The sequence below is a fragment of the Larkinella bovis genome, assembly GCF_042655385.1.
In the GTDB taxonomy this organism is placed as follows: Bacteria; Bacteroidota; Bacteroidia; order Cytophagales; family Spirosomataceae; genus Larkinella; species Larkinella bovis.
On sequence record NZ_JBHSMA010000004.1, the window covers coordinates 485,883 to 507,636 of the forward strand.

At 40.5% G+C, this 21,754-nt stretch carries 14 protein-coding genes and 1 pseudogene; 2 read left to right on the plus strand and 13 right to left on the minus strand.

What is annotated here, in order from left to right:
- Positions 1-114 precede the first annotated feature (114 nt).
- The gene (locus ACFPMF_RS16065) at positions 115-1,311 is read right to left on the minus strand and encodes a tyrosine-type recombinase/integrase (protein ID WP_379846940.1); all 1,197 of its coding nucleotides are present in this window, start codon (positions 1,309-1,311) and stop codon (positions 115-117) included.
- 375 nt (positions 1,312-1,686) lie between these two features.
- Between ACFPMF_RS16065 and ACFPMF_RS16070 the strand changes: the two genes are divergently transcribed.
- A complete protein-coding gene (locus tag ACFPMF_RS16070; RefSeq protein WP_379846942.1) occupies positions 1,687-2,088 on the plus strand; it encodes a hypothetical protein in 402 nt (133 codons plus the stop codon).
- A 58-nt stretch (positions 2,089-2,146) separates the two neighbouring features.
- Complete coding sequence (locus ACFPMF_RS16075) at positions 2,147-5,053, plus strand: DEAD/DEAH box helicase (RefSeq protein ID WP_379846945.1); 2,907 nt, start codon at positions 2,147-2,149, stop codon at positions 5,051-5,053.
- Positions 5,054-5,930: 877 nt separating this feature from the next.
- Here the strand turns inward: ACFPMF_RS16075 and ACFPMF_RS16080 are convergent.
- The 12 genes and pseudogenes from ACFPMF_RS16080 to ACFPMF_RS16135 all read right to left on the minus strand — a co-directional run bounded on the left by ACFPMF_RS16080 (position 5,931) and on the right by ACFPMF_RS16135 (position 21,728).
- Positions 5,931-7,018 (minus strand): annotated as a pseudogene (locus ACFPMF_RS16080) (IS3 family transposase).
- Positions 7,019-7,208: 190 nt separating this feature from the next.
- Entirely contained in the window at positions 7,209-8,144 is a 936-nt protein-coding gene (locus tag ACFPMF_RS16085) for a hypothetical protein (protein ID WP_379846947.1), read from the minus strand.
- Positions 8,145-8,146: 2 nt separating this feature from the next.
- Entirely contained in the window at positions 8,147-10,567 is a 2,421-nt protein-coding gene (locus ACFPMF_RS16090; RefSeq protein WP_379846950.1) for an AAA family ATPase, read from the minus strand.
- 211 nt (positions 10,568-10,778) lie between these two features.
- Positions 10,779-11,357, minus strand: coding sequence for a WD40 repeat domain-containing protein (locus ACFPMF_RS16095; protein ID WP_379846953.1), 579 nt, complete (start codon positions 11,355-11,357; stop codon positions 10,779-10,781).
- A gap of 229 nt (positions 11,358-11,586) precedes the next feature.
- Complete coding sequence (locus ACFPMF_RS16100) at positions 11,587-11,811, minus strand: integrase core domain-containing protein (RefSeq protein ID WP_379846956.1); 225 nt, start codon at positions 11,809-11,811, stop codon at positions 11,587-11,589.
- Positions 11,812-11,901: 90 nt separating this feature from the next.
- Positions 11,902-12,456, minus strand: a complete 555-nt coding sequence (locus tag ACFPMF_RS16105) for a DDE-type integrase/transposase/recombinase (protein ID WP_379846958.1) — start codon at positions 12,454-12,456, stop codon at positions 11,902-11,904.
- Positions 12,457-12,479: 23 nt separating this feature from the next.
- The gene (locus ACFPMF_RS16110) at positions 12,480-12,752 is read right to left on the minus strand and encodes a transposase (protein ID WP_379846961.1); all 273 of its coding nucleotides are present in this window, start codon (positions 12,750-12,752) and stop codon (positions 12,480-12,482) included.
- Between the two features lie 266 nt (positions 12,753-13,018).
- A complete protein-coding gene (locus tag ACFPMF_RS16115) occupies positions 13,019-16,456 on the minus strand; it encodes a leucine-rich repeat domain-containing protein (RefSeq protein ID WP_379846963.1) in 3,438 nt (1,145 codons plus the stop codon).
- Positions 16,457-16,515: 59 nt separating this feature from the next.
- Positions 16,516-17,277 (minus strand): SLOG domain-containing protein, encoded by a 762-nt coding sequence (locus ACFPMF_RS16120; RefSeq protein WP_379846965.1) that lies wholly within the window; start codon positions 17,275-17,277, stop codon positions 16,516-16,518.
- A 10-nt stretch (positions 17,278-17,287) separates the two neighbouring features.
- The gene (locus ACFPMF_RS16125) at positions 17,288-18,661 is read right to left on the minus strand and encodes a toll/interleukin-1 receptor domain-containing protein (protein ID WP_379846968.1); all 1,374 of its coding nucleotides are present in this window, start codon (positions 18,659-18,661) and stop codon (positions 17,288-17,290) included.
- A gap of 81 nt (positions 18,662-18,742) precedes the next feature.
- Positions 18,743-20,086, minus strand: coding sequence for a hypothetical protein (locus tag ACFPMF_RS16130; protein WP_379846970.1), 1,344 nt, complete (start codon positions 20,084-20,086; stop codon positions 18,743-18,745).
- A gap of 31 nt (positions 20,087-20,117) precedes the next feature.
- Positions 20,118-21,728, minus strand: coding sequence for a S8 family peptidase (locus tag ACFPMF_RS16135; protein ID WP_379846972.1), 1,611 nt, complete (start codon positions 21,726-21,728; stop codon positions 20,118-20,120).
- Between the last annotated feature and the right edge of the window lie 26 nt (positions 21,729-21,754).

A 21,754-nucleotide genomic window follows, 5' to 3' on the forward strand; every position in this document is an offset into this window, starting at 1 on the left:
CAATTTAATTATAGGTTGATTAATGAATGATAAATCCCGTTTATGATCAGGTTGAAAGTTATGTCTCTTCCAGTTGCGAAATTGGTTTGCCAGACCAAAAAATCGTCCGGTCGTTCACTTACTCAGTACCTCCAAATAGACCGTGTCCAGGTAATCAGCATAATGCTGCATCATAATGATCCGCTGGGATAAAAACTTCGCTCGATCATAAGCCCGGTCGGTACTGCTTTTGGGAACGTGGGCTAGCTGTCGATCCGCAATTTCGTGTGTGAAGCCCAGCTTCTCTTTCAAAATACTTAGTGCCAGGGATCGGAAGCCGTGCCCGGTCATCCGTCTACTGTAGCCCATGCGCTTTAAAGCCACTAAAATCGTTCCTTTGCTCATGGGTTTTCTCGGTCTGGGCAAACTGGGGAAAATATAATCCCTTTTTCCATTCATCGTTTTTAATTCTATCAGAATTTCCAGCGACTGGCGGGACAACGGCACTAAATGGGGACTACGCATTTTCATGCGTTCTGCCGGAATCGTCCACAGGGCTTTTTCAAAATCAATTTCTGACCATTTGGCTTCGATCAATTCGCTGGTACGCACAAAAGTGAGGAAAAGCAATCGAATGGCTAAGTACGTTTGATGGTATAGTCTGGCTTTGTGATTGTGCAAGGTTTTTAAAAGATCAGGTAATTCGTCAATATCAATCGAAGCAAAATGTCCCTTCTTGTATTTCTTCAAGGCGGTTTCTAATCCAATAGTCAAATCGCTTTCCAGGCGGCCTGTCGCAATGGCATATTTACAAATATGGCTGACGATCTGCTTTATACGTCGAGCCATTTCCGGTGCCGTTTTCTCAATCTTTTGCAAACAGGCCAGAATAATAATTGGCTTTAGAGTACGGATTGGATAACTGCCCAGATCATCAAACGTATATTTTTCCAACCGATGCATCAGCGTTTTAGCGTAACGGGGGTCCCAACTCTCGACACCTTTGCTGTGCCACTCTTTGGCAACCGCTTCAAACGTCTGCGCATTTGCAAAGGCGGCTGTTTGCTTCTTCTCGCGTTTCAGAAGAATGGGGTCTAATCCACTTTTAAGCTCGTCCTTGATCCGGCTTTTTTCTGCCCTGGCCTGTAATAGGCTGATTTTCGGGTAAACGCCGATAGCTATCCGCTTTTCCTTGCCATGAATACGATACTTCAGTTTCCAATAACGGCCACCCGATGGCAGAACTTCCAGGTAAAGCCCTTCACTATCTGACAGTTTGTATGGCTTAATTTTAGGTTTGGCCGTACGGCATTGCATATCCGATAATGGCATATCGGTTCATCCTTTCTTTTTCGGCTGTTTGAGAGAGTTTAAATTCTGGGGGACTATAAATATGGAATTAGCGAAATAGTCCCCCATTAGTCCCCCACAATTGATAAATGTGGGGTAACGTCCGTAACTGTCGGTAAATGAAAGAATACGCCAAAAGCCTTGAAAAACCTGGGTTTTTGCAAGGTTGATAAGAACAAATAAATTTGGGTAAAGAGAGTTTTGGCTCCTTGAGCAGAGAGTCATTTTCTATCCTAACTATAGAGAAATATTATATTTTCCCGATATGCATTTTGCATTTATGCCCCCATTTAGTCCCCCAAAACAGGAATAAAATCCGGTGCATCTCTATTAATTTATGTACCATAATGGCAATTATTGATCAACGATATTCTTTATCTCAATTACGCAACCGCCTGTTGCGTAATTAAAGGTTCTGACAGATGTTCAGCAGAAGGCATTTTGAGAGCATCAAAATGTCCAGTTTTTTTACTAAAAAACTGGACATTTTTGGTTAAGGGAATTGGAAAAATCCAGGAGATCTTTATCTCCGCGCTCCTAGACAACCCCAGCTTTGATCTAATCCAGCTTGTGATCACCTTCTTTGGTTTTGGAAGACTAGTGTCAAGTTTTTTGATCAAAAAACTTGACACTTTGGGGCTATTTAATTTTGGTTCAGCCGCCGTACATTTTGCATCAAATATTTCAAATCTTGCTGGAGTGATGCGATTAAAAATTATAAATAAAAAAAAGCCAAAAAACTATTTACTATTTTTATAAAAATAGTAAAATCAGTTACTTAGCTTATTTTCGCTCTATCCCCACCACTGAATTAACGATGAGTTATTTCGAAGAGAACTATAATAATATCACCCTTTCTGTTGATAAAGGGACTGATGAAACAAGAGGCCTCCGAAGAGCACAGCTCGGAGCCATTCATGCGATCGCCTCACATTTTACGCTCCGCACCGATCCTGCACTTGTTGTCATGCCTACAGGATCTGGGAAAACGGCCGTTCTGATGATTTCAGCCTACTTATTACAAGCAAAACGCGTTCTAGTCGTAACACCAAGTAGATTAGTCAGAAATGACATCGCTCTTGGTTTTCGAGAATTGACAGTACTTAAAAGACTCCATGTTGTTTCAGAATCTATTGATGGACCCAAAGTGCATGAGCAAACTGACAAAATATCTTCTCTAGAAGATTGGGATCGTTTAAAACCTTATGACGTAGTTGTTGCAAGTCCGTCTAGTATTAGCCCAGCTATTGAAGATATCCCTTCTCCTCCCGATGATTTATTCGACCTCATTTTGGTTGATGAAGCACACCACAGTCCTGCTCGAACTTGGGAAGAACTTTTTAACGCATTTCCAAATGCAAAACGTATTCTTGTTACCGCAACACCATTTCGACGAGATAAACGAGAAATAAAAGGGAAGTTCGTATATGTGTATCCGTTGCGAGAAGCTTATAAAGATAAAATTTTTGGTAATATTCAATTTATTCCGGTTAGTCCAGAACAAGAAAACAGTGACATCGCAATTGCTAAAAAAGCGGAAGAGATATTCAATCTAGATAAAGCAGCAGGGTTACATCATGCTTTGATGGTGCGAACTGATTCTTTACGCAGAGCCAATGCACTTAAGCTAATCTATGCTGAACATACTTCTTTAAACCTCAGAACAATTCATAGTGACCATTCGTATGGCTTTATCAAGGCAACCATCAAGTTACTCCGTGAAGGTAACTTAGACGGTGTTATCTGTGTCAATATGATGGGAGAAGGTTTTGACTTCCCAAACTTAAAAATTGCTGCAATTCATTCTCCCCATAAATCTCTCGCTGTTACACTTCAATTTATTGGTCGTTTTGCACGTACAAATGCTGGAAACGTAGACATCGCAAAATTTATAGCCGTCCCAGCCGAGATTGAAATTGAAAGTGCCAAACTTTACAACCAAGATGCTATTTGGCAGGAAATGATCATTGACCTGTCACGCAGTAGAATTGACGAAGAGGTCTTTGTACAAGAAAGTATTCAAAATTTTCAGACAATAGAGCAAAACAATCCAGATACATCAGATGTATCAATCTATACACTGAGGCCTTACGTCCATGTCAAGGTTTACAAGATCAGTGGTAACGTGGATTTTAACAGATCAATTAATCTCCCTCCTGATTTTGAAATCATTAATTTTTGGGAAGACAGTGAAGCAAATGCAGCAATAATTATTGCTAAAGAAGTAAAGCGTCCTAAATGGTCGAGCAGCGATAAATTTTTAAGCTCTGCTTATCATCTATTTATTTTTTACTATGATAGTGAAAGCCAGCTCTTATTCATTAATTCAACGCTTAAACAAACAGAACTTTACGAAGAACTTGCCCGGTCTTTTACCGATCGCACTCCTAAGATTCTTCCTCTCAATCAAATAAACAAAGTGCTTTTAAGTCTTCGTGACCCTTCTTTTTATAACGTAGGAATGAAGAACCGCATGCAAAGTGCTAATGCGGAGTCCTACCGAAATGTAACAGGCCCAGCGGCTCAAAAATCCATAACTGAAAGTGATGGGCAACTCTATCACAGGGGTCATGTTTTCGGTGGTGATGAAGACTCAACAATTGGTTTTAGCAGTTCATCTAAAATATGGAGCAATGCCCGGTTTCTAGTGCCGAATCTAATTCGCTGGTGCCAAGATGTTGCTAGTTATTTAACGAGTAATTCTGAAGTGCAAACACGTTCTCCTTTGGATTATCTTAATGTAGGAGAAGATATATCCACTTTCCCAGAAGGTGTCATCGGTGCAATTTGGAACCAAACAGTTTATAAAAACCCGCCTATCATTCAGATTATAGAGGACGGAATTATCCGAGAAGCAAATTTGTTGGACGTTAATCTTGAAGTTGATCAATCAACATCGACACAGAATAATATTCGTCTCATTGCTACATGTAGGACATCAGCTAGAATTGAACTTGACTACCGGCTCGACGCCGATCATTGGTTTAATCCGATTGACCCATCTCAACTTAACCAGCTAACTATCGTTAGAAGCCATAAAAATGTCTCTCTATCGGATTATCTAAACGGTAATTTACCAGAGTTCTTCTTCAGCGATTTTTCTCGTCTCACCGGCTCTGAACTGTTCCCAGGTCCCGGTGGTATAGCCCCTTCTTTAAATGATGGACAGCTAATTGTACTCGACTGGATTGGTAAAAATGTCGATATAACAAAAGAATTTGGTGATTGTGCAGACGGAAGAATATCAATTCATTCTTGTTTGGCACAGGAACTCGGCCTTCTATCAGATATTGTATTTTATGACCATGGTTCCGGTGAGATTGCAGACTTTATAACATTCAAGTTGGAGCAAGATGAAGCGATTATCAGCTTTTACCACTGTAAAGGATCCAGCGCCAATGAGCCTGGTGAACGTGTAAAAGATTATTATGAAGTCTGTATGCAGGTTATAAAATCGCTGAAATGGATTGAAAATAATCAGCGGCTATTCAAGCAAATCCAATATAGAGAAAGTAATACAGCTGCCCATTTTATCAAAGGGAACCTAAGTGAACTGCAGGATTTCCTCACGGACACACGCTATTTAAGGACCATTTTCAAATTGGTAGTTGTACAACCGGGTATTTCCACAAACGACATGGAAAGCCTTTCAGTTCTGCTAGCTGCAACCGGCCATTACATTGCCAAATCACGCGGTCAGCATTTTGAAGTATGGTGTTCATAACCTTCATACTGGTACATTTCGTGTCTTTCATTATTCTCCGCATATTTTGCGGAGAATAAACCTTCTATTCACCGCATGGCTTCAATGCAAAAGATAACAAGCCCTTTGCTCTCAGTGTCAGGTAAGTAATAGATTACAACTGATGGGCATTCTTTTCATACTGTACTAAAATTAGTTTTTCGTGCTGCACGTTAATTAGTTTTTTGTGTCAAATATTGAATGTGGCAATTAAGCGATGCTTTTTGCAACTTCATTATTGTGACAACAATCTCGATGCTATTTGTGTCATCAATTTTGAAATTTTCAATGCTATTTATAGCATTGAAAAAGCGCCAGGGCATATTTTGAGAACCTTACAGGATTTGAATCCGCGACCACCCTCGCCCAATAGTAGATGCAGTTTCCCAATAAAATCAGCAGTATACATTAGCCAAATATGCCAATCTGGGGGACTAGGATTATGGCAGATAGAAATAGTCCCCCAAACCGCATTAATGCAGGTCGAAGTCAGTAAACGCTGATAAATGAAAACATGAAGAAAAGTGCCTGAAAAGCTTGTAAAATCATAGCTCAGGTAAGAACAAATAATGTAGATTAAGAAAGGTTAATGGCTCCTCGAGCAGTTCGCCATTTTTGATCCTAACTATTGAATAAAACTATATTTTCCCGATATTCATTTTGTCTTTGTGCCCCCATTTAGTCCCCCAAAACAGGAATAAAATCCGGTGCATCTCTATTAATTTATGTACCATAACCATAATTATTGATCAACCATATTCTTTAATATAATTGATCAGGGCCATTGCGCGTTGAAATTTACATACAGTTTTTGGTAATTGTGGTTCTGTAGCCTTACCAGATTTAGGACAGCAAGTATCTAGACTTTTGTAATTCTTTCTTGTTTGACATAGGTTGCTGGTGCCAATCCGCCCAACGATTGATGCGGATGTAAACGATTATATTGGTCGACCCATTCATCAGATAGGATCCGCACCTGCTCAAGGGACTCGAACAAATACGCATCCAAAACGTCTTCTCGATAAGTTCGGTTAAGCCGTTCAATATAGCCGTTTTGCATAGGCTTACCTGGTTGAATGTAATGAATGACAATATGGTTATCGGCACACCACTCTTTAAATTTATCTGCAATGAACTCCGGACCGTTGTCTACTCGAATTTGCTTGGGCAGAGGCCGTTCCAGAGCGATTGTCGCTAGTACATCGACCACTTTTCGAGCAGGTAATGAAAAATCGGCGTGTGCCGCCAATACCTCCCGATTATAATCATCCATAATAGTCAGCACCCGGATTTTGCGTTTGCTGACCAGAGCATCTGAGACAAAATCCATGCTCCAGCATTGGTTGACTTCATTAGGCACCTGTAAAGGCTGTTTAACCCGGGCTGGCAACCTACGCTTATGGTGTCTACGATGCTTTAACTTTAGCAATCGATATACTCGAAGCACTCGCTTGCGATTCCAGACAAGGCCTTCATTACGGATCTTTCCATAATAGTCATCAAAGCCTCGGGTCGGATAAGCTTCGGCATAAGCCCGCAATTTTTCAATGACGGGTTGATCGTTCTTTTTAGTTTGATAATACCATCTGGAACGATGTATTCCCACTACACGGCAGGCCCTGCCTACAGACACATTTTCTTCCACTGCCCATTCCACCAACCCCTTCTGTTGACAAGGCTCTACAGCTTTTTTTCAATGATCTCTTTAGCCAGCTTATAATCTAAACTGAGTTCAGCATACATCTGCTTCAGGCGTCGATTCTCCTCCTGAAGGGCTTTAAGTTCTTTCAGATGAGACGATTCCATGCCGCTATATTTCTTGCGCCAGTTGAATAAGGTGGCTTTAGAGATGCTGTACTCGCGACAGACATCCATGGCTTCTCGGCCTCCTTCGTACTGCTTGAGGATGGCCACAATCTGGGTCTCGGTGAACGTTTTCTTTTTCATGTGACAGTTAAAATTAGACCTTTTCGAGTCTAATCCTACACTGTCCTAATTTCCGGGAAGCTTACAGTTCTTTAAAGGTCAAAATGCTCGCAAGTATAATCTTCAAACAATCTTCACTATGAATAGTAATTTGGCCCGTTTGGCTGAACTACGTTTTCATAATCCAGTAAGAGTGAAGAAGGACAATCGTCTAATTGATGGAAAATATTAATTCTCTAAACAATCTATCATTAACATCGGCAATGATAGGAGCTATGCTGTTAATGGCCGCTTTGAATTGATGCGGGCTAACATCAAAGTCAATCTTTGTATTACTGACGCCTTCCGTTGTCGTCATATAATTAAACCAATTCAAAATTTTGCTACCTACATTGACGGGGGTAACCAGCCCTGGAACTGTAAAAACCAGAAATTTTTGTTCCTGGGGAGCATGTGTGGTCTGGTAATGGCCGTATTCCTTGAAGCACCAGTTATCACTTTGATCCAGGAAAGTTTCCTGTTGCGCTAGCAGGATCAGGACGATTGTGCGGCCACAGTAGTCGAATATCTTGGTTTCAATTTCCTCCCCGTTAACAATTTTATCAAGGTCAAAAAAGTAATTATTAAAGCCGTGATTATTTAAATACCGGACTATTAGTTTAGCCACAAAATTGACATCACTCCATTCTTTTGCGTGGGTATCCTGCTTTTTTCCAAGCACTTTATAAATGACCTGCTCGTATGAAGAATTAATTTCTGGTAATCCTTTGCGGGTGTACGAACAAAAGTAATCAATCTTTTTGTCCAAGTGATCTAATGCGGCTTTAACCTTCTCTTTTAAATCCGGATCAAAGAGCTCAAGCTCTAGGAAAATTAGGAATGATTTGTAAATAGCATAGTTATTCTTTTCCTGGGCATTTTTCTTTTCGTCCTTCAGATGATTGAGGTAGGCCTGAGAAAATACGACTGAATCTGGATAGGTAATTTTTATAGTTTGGTATATTTCATAGCAAGTTTTTACACTCGTTTGGAAAATTAATACATCTCGATCAACCGCTGTACCGACGGCTATTTCCGTCGGTACAGCGGTTTTATTTTTCTTTGCCGAAATGAAATTGTTTAGGATAAGTTCCTCTCGTGCATTCATTGTTACTTCATTTTATTATTATTGGAAAGCTTATCTTCCAAATGAGCTACACGTTGCTGTAAGAAGGAAACCTGCGATAACTGCGCCGCTGATTTTGCCTTTTCTGACCGGATTGCATTGACCTGTTCGATGTAATTTAACTGTTGGTAAAGCCCATCCAGCTCTTTTTTCTGATCCAAATTCAAGCCCTCTTCCTGCTTTACGCTCTCAAGTTTTTCGATCCAACTTTTAATCTCATCTTCATTGCGGGTAGAATATAATAAAAAAAGTTCATCTTTATCTTCGATTTCAAAAATTTTCTGAAACAGTTCCGGGGTCGACTTTCCGATAAAATTTTCCCGGCTTTGTTCGAGGGAAAATCCGTTGTCTGTATGGCGAATGACAGCTACTTCATTCTCTAGACAACCGGCGACAATCAGCGGGCTGTGAGCGGTAATAAAAAACTGCACGTTCGGAAACTCTCTTCTTAGAATCCCGATAATCTTCTGCTCCCAGCTTGGATGAAGGTGGGCGTCAATTTCGTCTATAAATACGATAGCTTTCTCTTTTAGCGAATTTGGACTAGCAGGGCGCAGTTCAATTAAAAAGCGATAGATCATCAGGCAAATAGCCAGAATGGAGAACGTTCCCTGAGAAATATTCTGTAACTGCACCTCTTCCTGACTCTCCTCAATTTTAACGTAGAGTTTATAATCGCCGGTCGTTGAGGAACTTTCTATGCGAGAGAATTTGAAAAAAGACTCAGTCGTCCCCATTCCTGTCCGGTTGCCAGCGAGTTCGGAAATAACACGTTCGATTAAGCTGTAGGGCTCTTGCTCAAAATCAAAACTATTGTTCTGTGCAACAATAAATAACCCTTTGTTAATGATAGGCCCGAATGGAAGGTAATACAAAAACTCTGTAGCTCCATCCCGTTTTAGATCGACGGAGATAGTGCTGTTGTTCCTAATGACTGATTGAGAACGGTCAATAAAACGTGAATCTGGAATAGCCAGTATCGGTACCCGTCCAATATTGCTGGTAATACCTTCTTTATTGACAAAAATTCGTCGCCGTTCGGCATCAATCTTTTCCTGAAGCTCTTCCATTTTTTTGTCATTGGATTTCAAGCGAGGAGACGGGCCTGCGTTGATAGTCAGCGGTTCACCGGTCAACAGCTCACTTCTTTGTTTGGCCAGTTTCTGCAGTTCGCTGGTTAAACTGGTAATTGCTTCTTCGTTGATTGGGTGATCACTGCTGACATATAACCTGCCCCTGGCATTGATCGGCGTAGTAGTTGGAATCCAATCCCGAATCTTCTGCTTGTCATTATACAACAAGGCTGCTAGTAAGCGTAGCAGATGACTTTTGCCGTAACCATTTTTCCCGAGCAGGATATTCATACCGGACGTGAAGTTCCAATTGAGGTTTCCAAAAAAAGGAAGGTTCTCAATGACTACTCGTTCCAGGATGATTTCTCGGGTAAGGTTCTGCCGGTATTTATTTTCATCATTTAACTCAACATAACGATCCAACATCACTTTGGCCCGTTCAGTATCGCCTAAGGTATTTAGAATTCTGGCCTTTAATTCATAGAGTTCAGGGCGGGGAAAATACTCTGCGTCCTGGATTGTTTTTTCGTCATCCAGTTCAATTGCGTAGTTAATATATTGAAGTGCTTTTTGGATATTCTTTCGATTCAATTGAAATGAAGCTGCGGAATGTAATTTATCAATATCGGTTTCACCGGATAATTCTTCTATGGTTTTCGCTAGCTCGACATCTAATACTTCGTCACTATCTTGTATTTCCTGTAAAGAGGTTTTAGTATTCTGAATTTCTAGATTGATACGCAGTTGTTGGGCAATCTGTTCACGTTGCCTTTCAAGGTCTTCCGATAGTAATTTTTGTCGTTCGGTCAATAAACGATGATAAAAGTCATTCTGCGTGCTTGTAATAGTTATATATAAATAGTATTGGAGCGATGCCATTCCAAAGAAGCCTAGTATAAATAAGAATGTATTTTCAATTGTCCAATAATAGGAAATGTCTACAATGGATAGGTCTCTTAATCTAGCTATGGAAAAAAGTGATAAGGCTAAGCTTGCTAACAAGCAGTTAATCAAAGCTGCGACAACAAAAATAAATTTTAACTCAAGCGTTATGTTGTTAATTAACTTCCGGATATTTAACTGCAGAAAGCCGACGGTAAAACCAGCGCTGATTAATGTTGCTACAGTGGCAGCGAGTTCGTATTTAAAAGAATAGATAAGTGCCCCACCGGTTATTACGATAAGATTTAAAATAATATAGTTTATAATCGCGATGCGCCTATACGGTGCCCGGTCTTCGTTAAGCAGGCTTTTAAAAATAATAGGATCGGTACCTGAAAGCTGCTTAAGAAAAGTATCGGTAAAAGATGGGATCGATTTATCGGATGCCATATGATATTAAAAATTTATTGCTACTTCAATACTTTTGCAGTCTTTCATTAATAACCATTTTAATGGTCGCAAATAAAATTATTGGCATTTAAATCGTAAAGAGTATCTCATTTCTACTAATGAAAACTTTCCATATATTTTTAGAGTCCGTTAATTTGCCGTGGTTTCCTTTGCCAATCGATCCTATAAGTTAATTGATAGTAAATAATAATCACTTTGTACTAAAACGTTTCTTTTCATCTTCTGTCAAATTACGCCCAGCAGCATTTTTAAGAGCAGTAGAAAGTATTTGTTTATCAAGGCAGAATAGCCTCGGTGCTTCTTCTATAGCTGACACGGCGATCCATTTGTCGTTAGGCGATATTCTGAGAATGTCAATTTTAGCCGAATAAGGCTTGAATACTAAAGAAGGTTGCGACATATCCTTCAATGACAATATACGGACAGAACCGGTTTCGTCACCGCTTACAATCAATTTACCATCATCTGAAATAGCAAGTGCTGTAATTTTTTTATCGTGCGAATATATTTTTATTGGTTCTCGAATTTCCTTGCTAAGGTCAATTGACCAAATAGATCCATTTTTTGTTCCAATATAAATGTTATCTTTATTTGTAACAAATTTTTGCGCATCTGCATCGAGTGAAAAACTGAAATGGTTTCTAGTAGCATCTTTATTATTTAAATCGAATATGTGAACAAATTTACTATGCTCCGACTGATAATGCTCATTTAAATGATATAACAAAAGCCAACGGTTCGAAATAATAGAAACTCCGTCAACAGGCATAATTGTTGGATTTATAGTCAAAAAAGGTTTACCACTTTTTAAATCATTTGTTCTAAATACTGTCCCACCTTGTCTACTTCAAGCGTCTTGTTGGGTTAAAACTACCCATTGAGAGTCTAAATAAGCTACATCTTGAGGAAATTTAAGGCTATCTTGTTTAATCCAAGCACTTTTCCCCTTATGATAAGTATTAATCAGAGTAAACACCCTGAGGTGGTATCCTGCTCCCCTAGGCCGTAACCATTGTATGTTGGAATTTTACACTGGTTTGATAGACCGTATCCGGCGTTTGATACCGTAGTGCCGAATGAGGTCTTTCAAAATTGTACACTTGCCACCAATCATCCAGGGCCGCTTGCAATTGGGTCGTAGTTTGAAACACTTTCAGGTTGAGACATTCTCTCCTTAAGGTCCCATTTAAACGTTCAACTAATCGCAACGGCGAACCGTCCATTTTGCATGGGTTTTCCAGTCGGACGGCCGATGCCGCTGCGAATACCGGATTTCAATCTTATGCTTCTTGGCAAACCTGTCCATTTGCTTGCTAATCAACTCCGGCCGCGGTGGCGGACCACCCATTATCGCAACGGATGTACTGTGGGCGGCCATACGTTTCTACCATTTGTTCTAAATACCGCATCAGCTTTCGAGCTTTGAAACTGGGCTGAGCCACCGCTAACAGACATTTCCGGCTAAACTCATCCATGACATTCAGAATGCGTATTTGCGTTTCACTATTAACCTTATCAGATAAAAAATCCAATGACCAATCTTGGTTAACGGCACTAGCTGCCAACGTATTAGGATTATCCCGTTTGATCTTTTTACGTTTGATCGGCTTGCGCAGATTCAACTCTAGTGATCGGTAGATGCGGTACACTTTCTTATGATTCCAGCAATGACCAACCAACCTCAAATAATTGAACAAGAGTCGAAAGCCCCAATTTAAATGCCGCATGGTAAGCACTTTCAGTTGGTCAGCAATCTGGTCATCCTCATTGGCTCGTCTGAGTTTATAATAGACGCTTGCTCGTCGTTGCCCCAATACCCGACAGACCCGACGCATCGAAGCCTGCTGTTCCCCGGCTACTGTTCTCACCAACTCCAGATGGGTAGTGGGGCTTATAGCTTTTTTATTAGTTCATACCCCTCTTTAAGGATCTGATGGTCAATACTTAGCTCGGCATACATCTTCTTTAATCGAGCGTTTTCGGCTTCTAAAGCTTTGAGCTTTCTGAGCTCATCGGTATCCATGCTGCCGTACTTTTGACGCCAATTATAAAATGTGGCGGATGAGATGTTGTGCTCCCGGCAAATTTCGTCGATCGATTTGCTTTTTCCGGCCAGGGAGAGGATCTCAACAATCTTGGCTTCGGAGAAAGTGTTCTTTTTCATTAGGAACCATTGCGTTAAGTGAAAATAAAAATTGTTTTCTACTTGACAATGGCTACGGCATTAGGGAATGGGACACATTGACCATGAATTAATTCAAAAACTTTGGTGGCTTCATCAGTCCCGCCATTTCTACGATAGCAGAGAAATACGGGAATTGTGTCTTGAGGTAACAGCTTAGGAGTTATTATTTTCGATCAAGCGTATCATTAATGTCAATTATTAATGTATGTTGGCTAGCACTTGCAATTAGTGGCGAATTTCGTGAATCAGGAATTTGTCAACGCCCAGGTTTCAATTACTTCTTTAAGGCTTTGAATAACCCCTTTCCAAGCAACGTCTCGCTCGGCGCGATTTGGAGAATCAATTGGCTTTGCTTTTGCCGGAATAATAGCCAGAGATGAGATAGAAGGCAGGCCTTCGAAGTAGCACGCACGAAGTAGAATTGGGACGACTCTGGCGGTGCCGTCGGTATGCCTATTTAGAGATTCCTGTAATTCAATCTCCCAGGTATAATCAGTATTAATAAAATCGGGACTGAGTAATAGTAAGACCAGGTCAGCCTGTTGTAATTGATTTTTAATCTGTATATCCCATTCCCGCCCTGGTTCAAGCATGCCGTCATGCCATAGGTCAATTAAACCTTCCCGGCGTAGACTGCTTAAATGAGTTTCCAGTTCATCACGAAGTTGCTTGTCGTGTCGAGAATATGAAATAAAAACCTTTAGGTTTAAATAGCGAGTATTGACGGAGGGCACATATACTAAGAATTCACGGAACTGTGCTACCCGATAGTACTTATTATTAAACGAAAATTCGCTTAACCGGGCATTAACAGTACGTTCTATAGTCGATAGCTCGATGAAGGTTCTGCGGTCAACCGAAACACATTCTTTTACTTCATAAAGGCAATTTATCACTCTTATTTTTTCAATAATACTCTGGAAAAATTCAGAATTCAACGCTACATTATCCCCGGTTGATAATTCAATACTATTCAGGTCTCGTTGAATTTTTATTAGCAACTGTTCTCCTTCTTTTTGGATAATTAACCCGTATTTCCAGATAATTGAATTATCAGAAGTATCACTAGAAAAGGTTTTGAAAATCTCAAAGATTACTTTCCTGTGTAGAAATCCTTTAAAGTTGAAACGAAAAAAAGGTTTAAAATTAACTAAGAAGAAACGGGTTTCTACTGACGGGTAATCGGGCAGGTATTGGGGTGCAATAAAGGTTTCTAACTCATCATTAACTTTAACTACTAATTGAAAACGTAATAAAAGATCCAAGAGGGTCTGACAATCTGCGTCGGACTTATCTTCACTTAGAACCGCCCGTACATATTCCTTTGTAAATCGCCCGCTTTTCGTAGCCAGATCCACATTCAACACTTTGTATATTTGCTCTGTCAACCAAGTTGGATCCGTAATTACCCATTCGTCATCTCTTGGAACAGGTCCGTCTTTGAAGTATTGTAAATTGAACGTATTGTGTAAAAACAAACACAAAAAATAGATAGCCTCCTCATTAATAGATGGATTAATAGATTGGCAAATCTGTTTAAACTGGAGGTAAGTTATTTTGCGTTCTTCTTGGTCAATCAGACGATCACGTATTGTTAGCCAAAATTCCGGTATTTCTTCACCTATAATTGTCGACTGCTGGCAAAACTCCTTAATAAATTCTTTTAGAATCGAAGTACCTTGGTTTTTTAGTAAGCTTGTAGCTATAAAATCGTAAATAAACGGGTATTTCTGCTTATAAAAGCTCTGATCTAACCACTCGCGTTCATTATCTGTCTCATCAATTCGGTTTTGAACTAGCAAGGCATGAACATTTAATTTGTTTCTTTTCTTATCTAATTCAGGTTTTCCATACTGGTTAACGCACCATAGCCAATAATCGATTGGAAAATGTTCCAGATCGACCTCTTGCTCAATACCATGAATAAACAGCTTTGTTTTCGTAATACTATGCTTGTTTTGCCGCTTATCCCACAGTATAACATATAGAGCATTGTTACTGAGAAAGAGGTGATGTGCATCGTGATAAAACTCTTGCCCTCCAAAATCCAGTATTTTTACATTAACCTTTTTCTGACCTCCAATGGTAAACGTAGGCTTCCATCTGGCCGTCACCATTCCATGTGTAGTGTCACGTTTGGGTGAGATTTTACCCGTTTGTAGCCACTCAATAAATGACGATTTTCCAGATGTACTATTGCCTAGGACAATGAGCTTAAGCTCGGTGTTAAGAATAAGATTTGCATTAATAAGATTTGAATTATCGATCGACTTAAAATAGGAGCGTATTGAAAGAATACCTTCTTGGGCAACCCCCATCGGTGGTGTTCTCAACGGATTGTCAGTACAACTCACTTCTTTCAGCGATATTAGATTTACTAAAGGCTTTAAGTCTGATAATTGATTATGTCGACAATCAAGTTTTTCGAGGGCATATAGATTTTGAATCGGCATTAAACTCTCAATTTTATTCCGACTGCAATTAAGTTCTTTCAATTCCAAAAGATTCGTAACGGGTGATATATCCCAGATCTCATTTCGGGCAAACTTTAGAATGCGTAGTTCTTTTAAGCCGGAAATCGGACTAAGATCTTGAATCTGATTACGACTGCAATCTAGCTCGCTTAAGGCATTTAAATGGATTAGAGGAGACAGATCGATATATTCATTATCACTTCCATATAGCACCTCCAGCTTCGTTAGATTAGCCAGTGGAGCAAGACTGGCAATCTTATTGTTGTAACAGAAAAGCCGCCTTAATTCTGTTAAGCCAGAGATCGGCGACAAGTCGGTTAATTTATTGTAGCCGCAATACAGTTTTCTTAAGTTCTGTAGAGACGACAGAGGTGTTAATTCGGCAATCGAATTGGACTGACAATCTATTTTCGTTAATGATTGCAGATTAGCTAACATCCGTAAATCTGAAATATGACACTTAAAGCAGGTTAGACGTTCCAGACGAGAAAGTTTTGCGAGTGGGGTTAAATCAAATAGTGGATTTTCGCTACAATTCAGTTGCTGTAAATTTTTTAACTTGGCTAAGGATGAAAGGTCGGTTATTTGATTTTTCTTAACGTTCAGATCAGTTAAATTTTCTAATACTTCTAAAGGTGATAGATTGCTGATCTGATTATTGAAGCAGTATAATGAAACCAACTGTGTCAGGTTTTTTAGAGGGCTTAGATTCGATAACCCAATACCTGTACAATACAATTGCCGTAAATTAGTTAAGGAACTGAGTGGAATAAGATCTTTAATGGGATTCGTACTGCAAGAAAGCTCGGTTAAAAGTGGTAAAGAACTAAGTGGTGACAGATCAGTAATTTGATTGCTATCACAAAACAAAGAAGTCAGAGATGGCATGGTAGCCAGAACGCTGAGATCTCTTATCTCCCAGCGTTTGGCAAAGGTTCCGCCTACCGATAGTTTTTTCAGACTTCTGAGTTTAGAGAGCTCAGTCGGTAGTACAGAAAAATAATTTTCATTCCCAGTGTTTTTACTTGGAACCCACTTACTAAGAGAACTGTCAAAATACTCGTTACTTAGAATCAGTTCTTCCAGTTCAAACAGCGTAAATAATTCCTGAGGGATATTTGACTCCGTCAGCCCACAACGACCCAGATCTAGAGTTTTAGCTGATGTTTCCTTGGCTATTCTTATTAATTCAATCGCCAATGTCTTCATATTGATTAGAATGTCTTCATATTGATTAGTAAGAAAAAGAATAGCTAAGGATACTGGGGTCACCTTAGTAGATCCTTTACTAATTCTTGCATGATGAGTGGGAAAGGAACATAGGCATTTTTAAAATACTTGGGCGTTTCGGGGTCGTTTACGGGTGAAATTTTTTCCTGAATTTCCTGGTCGATGAATGTGATAGGTAGCTCATCGTTAGTTGAGAGAAATGGGGTTGGATTTTTGGAAATAATAAAAGCTGCGCCACCTGTACTTCCTAAAACATACTTTTTAAAGTTGATTCTTTGCGTACTAAATAATGTTAGTTCGTGCTCAACTCCTTCCATGCCCCCAATGCAAACTATAGCATCTGGTTTCGTTTCGTTAATCAGCCTGGTGCGTAGATGGGTCAGACTATTGGCATGTTTATGTTTAAAACCAGCAACCAGTTCGTTGTCATTCTGTTCCTCTGTCCAGCGAATCTCGGCATAGCCAAGACGGAATAAACGCCAGGTTTCATCAGGTAGCTCGTTCTCGTAGACGCGAGACTGGTATATTATGATAGGTTTCCAATCTGAATCTTCTGCAGATAGAGTCGGGCTAGAATATTCGGCGGCTACTAGGGCGACCAGTGGGGCAATGGTAGGGTGCCCACCGAATACAAGTTGCCCACCTTCGAAAAATACTGTTCGGGCGAGACTGACAATGGCCTGCTCAATTTTGGGAGCCGCGTCTGAGTCTATCTTGACGTATTTGGGGTCTTTTTCTGGTACATGCCGAGGGATGCTGGCCGATAGAAAGATAGTTTTGCCGTTTAATCGTCGTTCCATAATATTAAAATTAGTAAAGTGTTCCCCCGGCTAATTTGTCGGCCATCGAACTCAGTTCTCCCTCATCGAAGGCGTAGATTTTACTGATTCCCGTCAACCATTTGAATCGCGCTTTATTTGCCTCTATCCAAAAGGCGGGTGGTCCGAACAGTATCCCAATCGCGAATTGGGGCGGCTGGCCAGTGGGCGAAGGGAGCCGAGTGTGCGTTTTATGAACATCAGGGAAATCGAAGGGGCGTGTCGTTACGGCAATTACATACTGCTGGTTGGATCCAGAGGCAGCCTTGGGTTGAACGTAAATCAGTCCATCGTTCCGTAATTCCGGTTCGGAGGTGCCTGCTAATCTTAAGGCGCTTAGGACGGACTCCGTCAGGTAGTCTAATCGGAAGGCATGGGCACGGTGATGCTCGGTCGTGATTCGCTGCAATATTCGGTCAAGGGCATCCTCTGTTAGGTCGAGGGTATCTACTTCTAGGTCTACTGTTTCGTCTGTTGTTTTAAAATCGGTTATGTCTAATTTTATTCGTTGTTGCTCACTGATCCCCGTTACGTATTTTTTGCTATTGGAATCTGGCTTGGCTCCGGGCATCTGAAGGGCCATAAGGCCAAGCCGGTTTTTAGTGGCAAAGCTCACTTCATAAACAGTCCATTCAGACTCATAGAACGTTTTTGATTCCAATACTATGATCATTGCTTTATCCGCTAGTTCCTGGGTCAGATATTCCTGGAAGTTAACAGCCAGCGGAATTTTAAACCGGTCCAAAAAAACGTCGTACCGAAGTCTTGACAGAGCATCAAACAATTGTTCCGCCAGGTGTCGGGTTTCACCCTGGCGATAGCTGATAAAAACCCGCAACTGGTCAGGTGAAAGACCGATGAGGGAAAAGATGGCAGAAACGACACCGTAGAAAGAGCTTGACCATTTTGTGGCATTCAGATGACTGATACTTTTAGGAAGTACGGTATGTATTTGGGGTATGTTTGGAAAAACTGGTAAGACTATGTAGTTCTTGCCTTTTGCCAGCCATTCGTCTAGCAGTTCTAGTGCTTCTTTTTCGGCTGTTTGATCATTACCAACCCAGATCAGCAGGTGAGAGCAGATATCCGGTCCCGGAAGTTGATAAGTTGAAGAGTCTAAAATCGAAGTGCCGGAACTGCTGGAATTCTGCCCGATAATTTTACCCACTGGATCCGTAATTTTTTCTACCAGTTCCTTTTTCAACCTTTGCGCGGCTACTCTTGCGCTTTTCGAACTAGGTAAGATAGCAACAAAAGCGGAGGTTTGGATTGTGGAACCGGAAAAGGTATCGCAGCTATAATTTCCGGAAATATCTCCGGTATGAAGGACAATCTTTCTCTCCTGTCCGAGTGAGGAAGTTTCCATTGACTGAATTGAATAAGGGCTAGTAGTTTATACGCATTAGCAGATCATAAGCAGGTTTATTTAGCTCACCTAAGCATGTAATTAGGTTGCAATTGAACTCACAATTGCATTTGCTACCTGAGGGTGGCATATATCCGAGTGGTCCATAATGCAATTATCTGCATTCAAATTATATAACGTATTTATTTGAAATGAGTAGACTGACCCGAAATCGAGGTTAAATTGTGTACTCGATGCTGGCGTTTTCTGGGCTCCGTTGGCTCCTAGGCCTCCAAAGAGATCATTCGGGTCGCCTAAAAAAGCACCGATTTGGCCGGCAATCCGGGAAGCTATAGCGTAAGCTACTCCTACTGCCTTATCATTATGCGTTTGGCTAATTAAAATCGGTCCCTTCACTTTGCGTTGAGTTAGTACACTACGAAAGAAGCCATCTTTTCCATCTTCATAATTTTCCGCAAATCCATAATGGGAAAAAGCAGCCTGAAGTAAAGAAAGCGTATCAATGGGTACAGTGGAAATCGTATCGGGGCCAGCAGTCGCCGCTGTTACGACTCGCGCCCCAAAACTGTGGCCAATTAAATGGAGTTTACAATTTGGCAAGGTTTGTTTAATTCGCTTTAAAATAGGATTTAATCCCAAAACACCTACTTTTCCAGCCCGGTCTTTCATCTGATAGTAAGTCGCGAAATTCAATAGGTTACGAGCCCCATTAGTTAATCCACTTAAATCGAAAAGACCACCTGCTCCTCCTCCTGCATTAAAGTCAGTGGTAGTACTAGAGCCGGAAAGGCCAGTGGAATCTCCTATAAAGTCCGTAGAATTTGCCAGTCGAACGTCTGATAACCTATTTAATAAATCCGTCGGATCATTCTTATTTACATGGCTTGCCGAAAAATCTTCGGGTTCTCCTTCTTTCTCCGGACTTGCCTTTGCTATTAATTGCTGAATAAGCGCTACATATTTTCTCGGTGCATTAAGGTCTGCACCAAATTGATCCACTTTATCTATAGCTTGCTGTACAATAGCCGTCGACTCGTCGCCATCGAAGAAATTTTGCAACTCTCTCAATTGATTGATCAGGACATCTGTAGGTGCTGCCGTCGTGAGACTTGCAGCACCTCCACCAGCGATTAAATCTTCCTCGGCAAATTTTTTAGATGGCCACAAAACAGCTGCTATGGCGAATTTCCTTTCCACTAATTCGGGCCGTTTTGCTATTTCGGCCGCAAATAAAGTTCCCAGTCGCTGATACAAACTACGAGCCTCCTCCATATCGTTGTTCCAGCCATGAGAAAGAACCAAAAGGTCTGTTATTTGTGATTCCGAAAGCAAATTAATTAAGTCTGTAACCTCCTCTGGTTGAAAAACTATACCCTCTTTTGTAAACTGAATCTCAAAATAAGGGAAACCTGCAAGTGTAGCCATACGATTAGATGAGTGTATTGAAAATAAATAATTATACTGCCTGGATTGCCCGCATTAGATCAACTAAACCATGACCCTGAAAAAATCGATCCCGTTTTAGATCGGTTGCCGTTGACAAAAACAAGTCCTTTACGGCTTCAGGTTGACCAATATATTCTCTACGAATAGATAAGAAAGCAGCGATTACACCAGATACATGAGGAGCCGCCATACTTGTACCGCTATCCTCTATATAGTCAAAAACTTGAGTAGCACCACTTACTCGTCTCTTCGCACCAGCAGCACATGAAATAATCTTTTCGCCTGGAGCAAGTAAATCAGGCTTAAGCCGTCCATCGCCTGTTGGTCCTTTTGAAGAAAAATAGGAGACTCCATAGGTGTGAGGTTGATCTCGGTGAGTGGATCCTACTGTAATAGCCAGCTCTGCATTACCGGGATCATTAATACTAAGTGATAACCCTGCCGCTACACTACCTCTGAATTTTGATTGCAGATTACCATACCCTGTATTTCCTGCTGCAATTACGACCACGACTCCCGATTTAACTAATCGGTTGACTTCTACGCAAAGTGGACTCTGCCCGCAAGCAAACCATTCTGGATCAAAATTATAGCCAAGACTCATGTTTACGCCATGTATCTTGATATCACGACCATAGCCATTTATCTCTTGAATATGTGAAATAGCAGCAATTAAGCTACTAACCTGGCCAGCACCTGCTTTATCCAATACTTTAATGCTTACTAACTTGCATTGGGGGGCCATCCCAGAAATAGTAGAGATACTTTCTTCAATAAATGCTATATCCCCTTTCTCATCTCGCATTCGCGTGACCGTAATAATGGGGTTCTTGTCATCAGCAATCACTTGACCTGCTATAATTCCCCCAACATGCGTACCATGGCCGAAGTCATCCTTGAATGGGTCTTCATTACCTGCAGTAGCAGTAAAATCTAAATGATAAGAGTTGTTAGAATGAATATTATCATGCAAGATGAAATGTCTATGGGACTTATCTATTCCAGAGTCCATAACGGCCCAAGTAATATTATTGCCTGATGCAGAAAAAGAATAATGAGCAGCATCTGCTTTAACAGTGCTGATTGATTTATTCATGAAGGCCTCTATTTTGAAATCAGGCCATATTTGATAAATGGCCTTTTTAGATTTATCTTTTCCTGCGGCTTCATTATCAAGCATTGTAATTAGCTGAATGATATCTCCAGGAAGCCAAGCAAAAATATATTGCGGATTGAATCGGCTTAGAGCTTCATTGATCTGTGAGTTTCCTCGCTGTGGAATACTTTCAATAGCCGTTTTTATTAACTCTTCTACCCGCTCTCGTGCTTTCTGACGCCCACCTTCAAAACGTAGATTTAAATCGATGATCACATTGTAACCTTGCTCTGATTGAGAATCGGATGTTACTCCAATACCCTTTTCGGTCGTTAGTTGATCTTTTTTACTTTTTTTTAGCCGATTTTTATTTTCTTTCTCAATTAACCGAAGAAGTGGAATTGCTATCGTTGTCTTGTCTAAATTTTTAGGATTGAAATTAAACCTTCCTTTCTTATCATCAATAGGGATTTCATTTCCCCTTGGTGAGTCATCAGGCTTAGGGTTGTCATTATTATTTTCCATATAGTAAAAAGTTAAATACTAAAAGG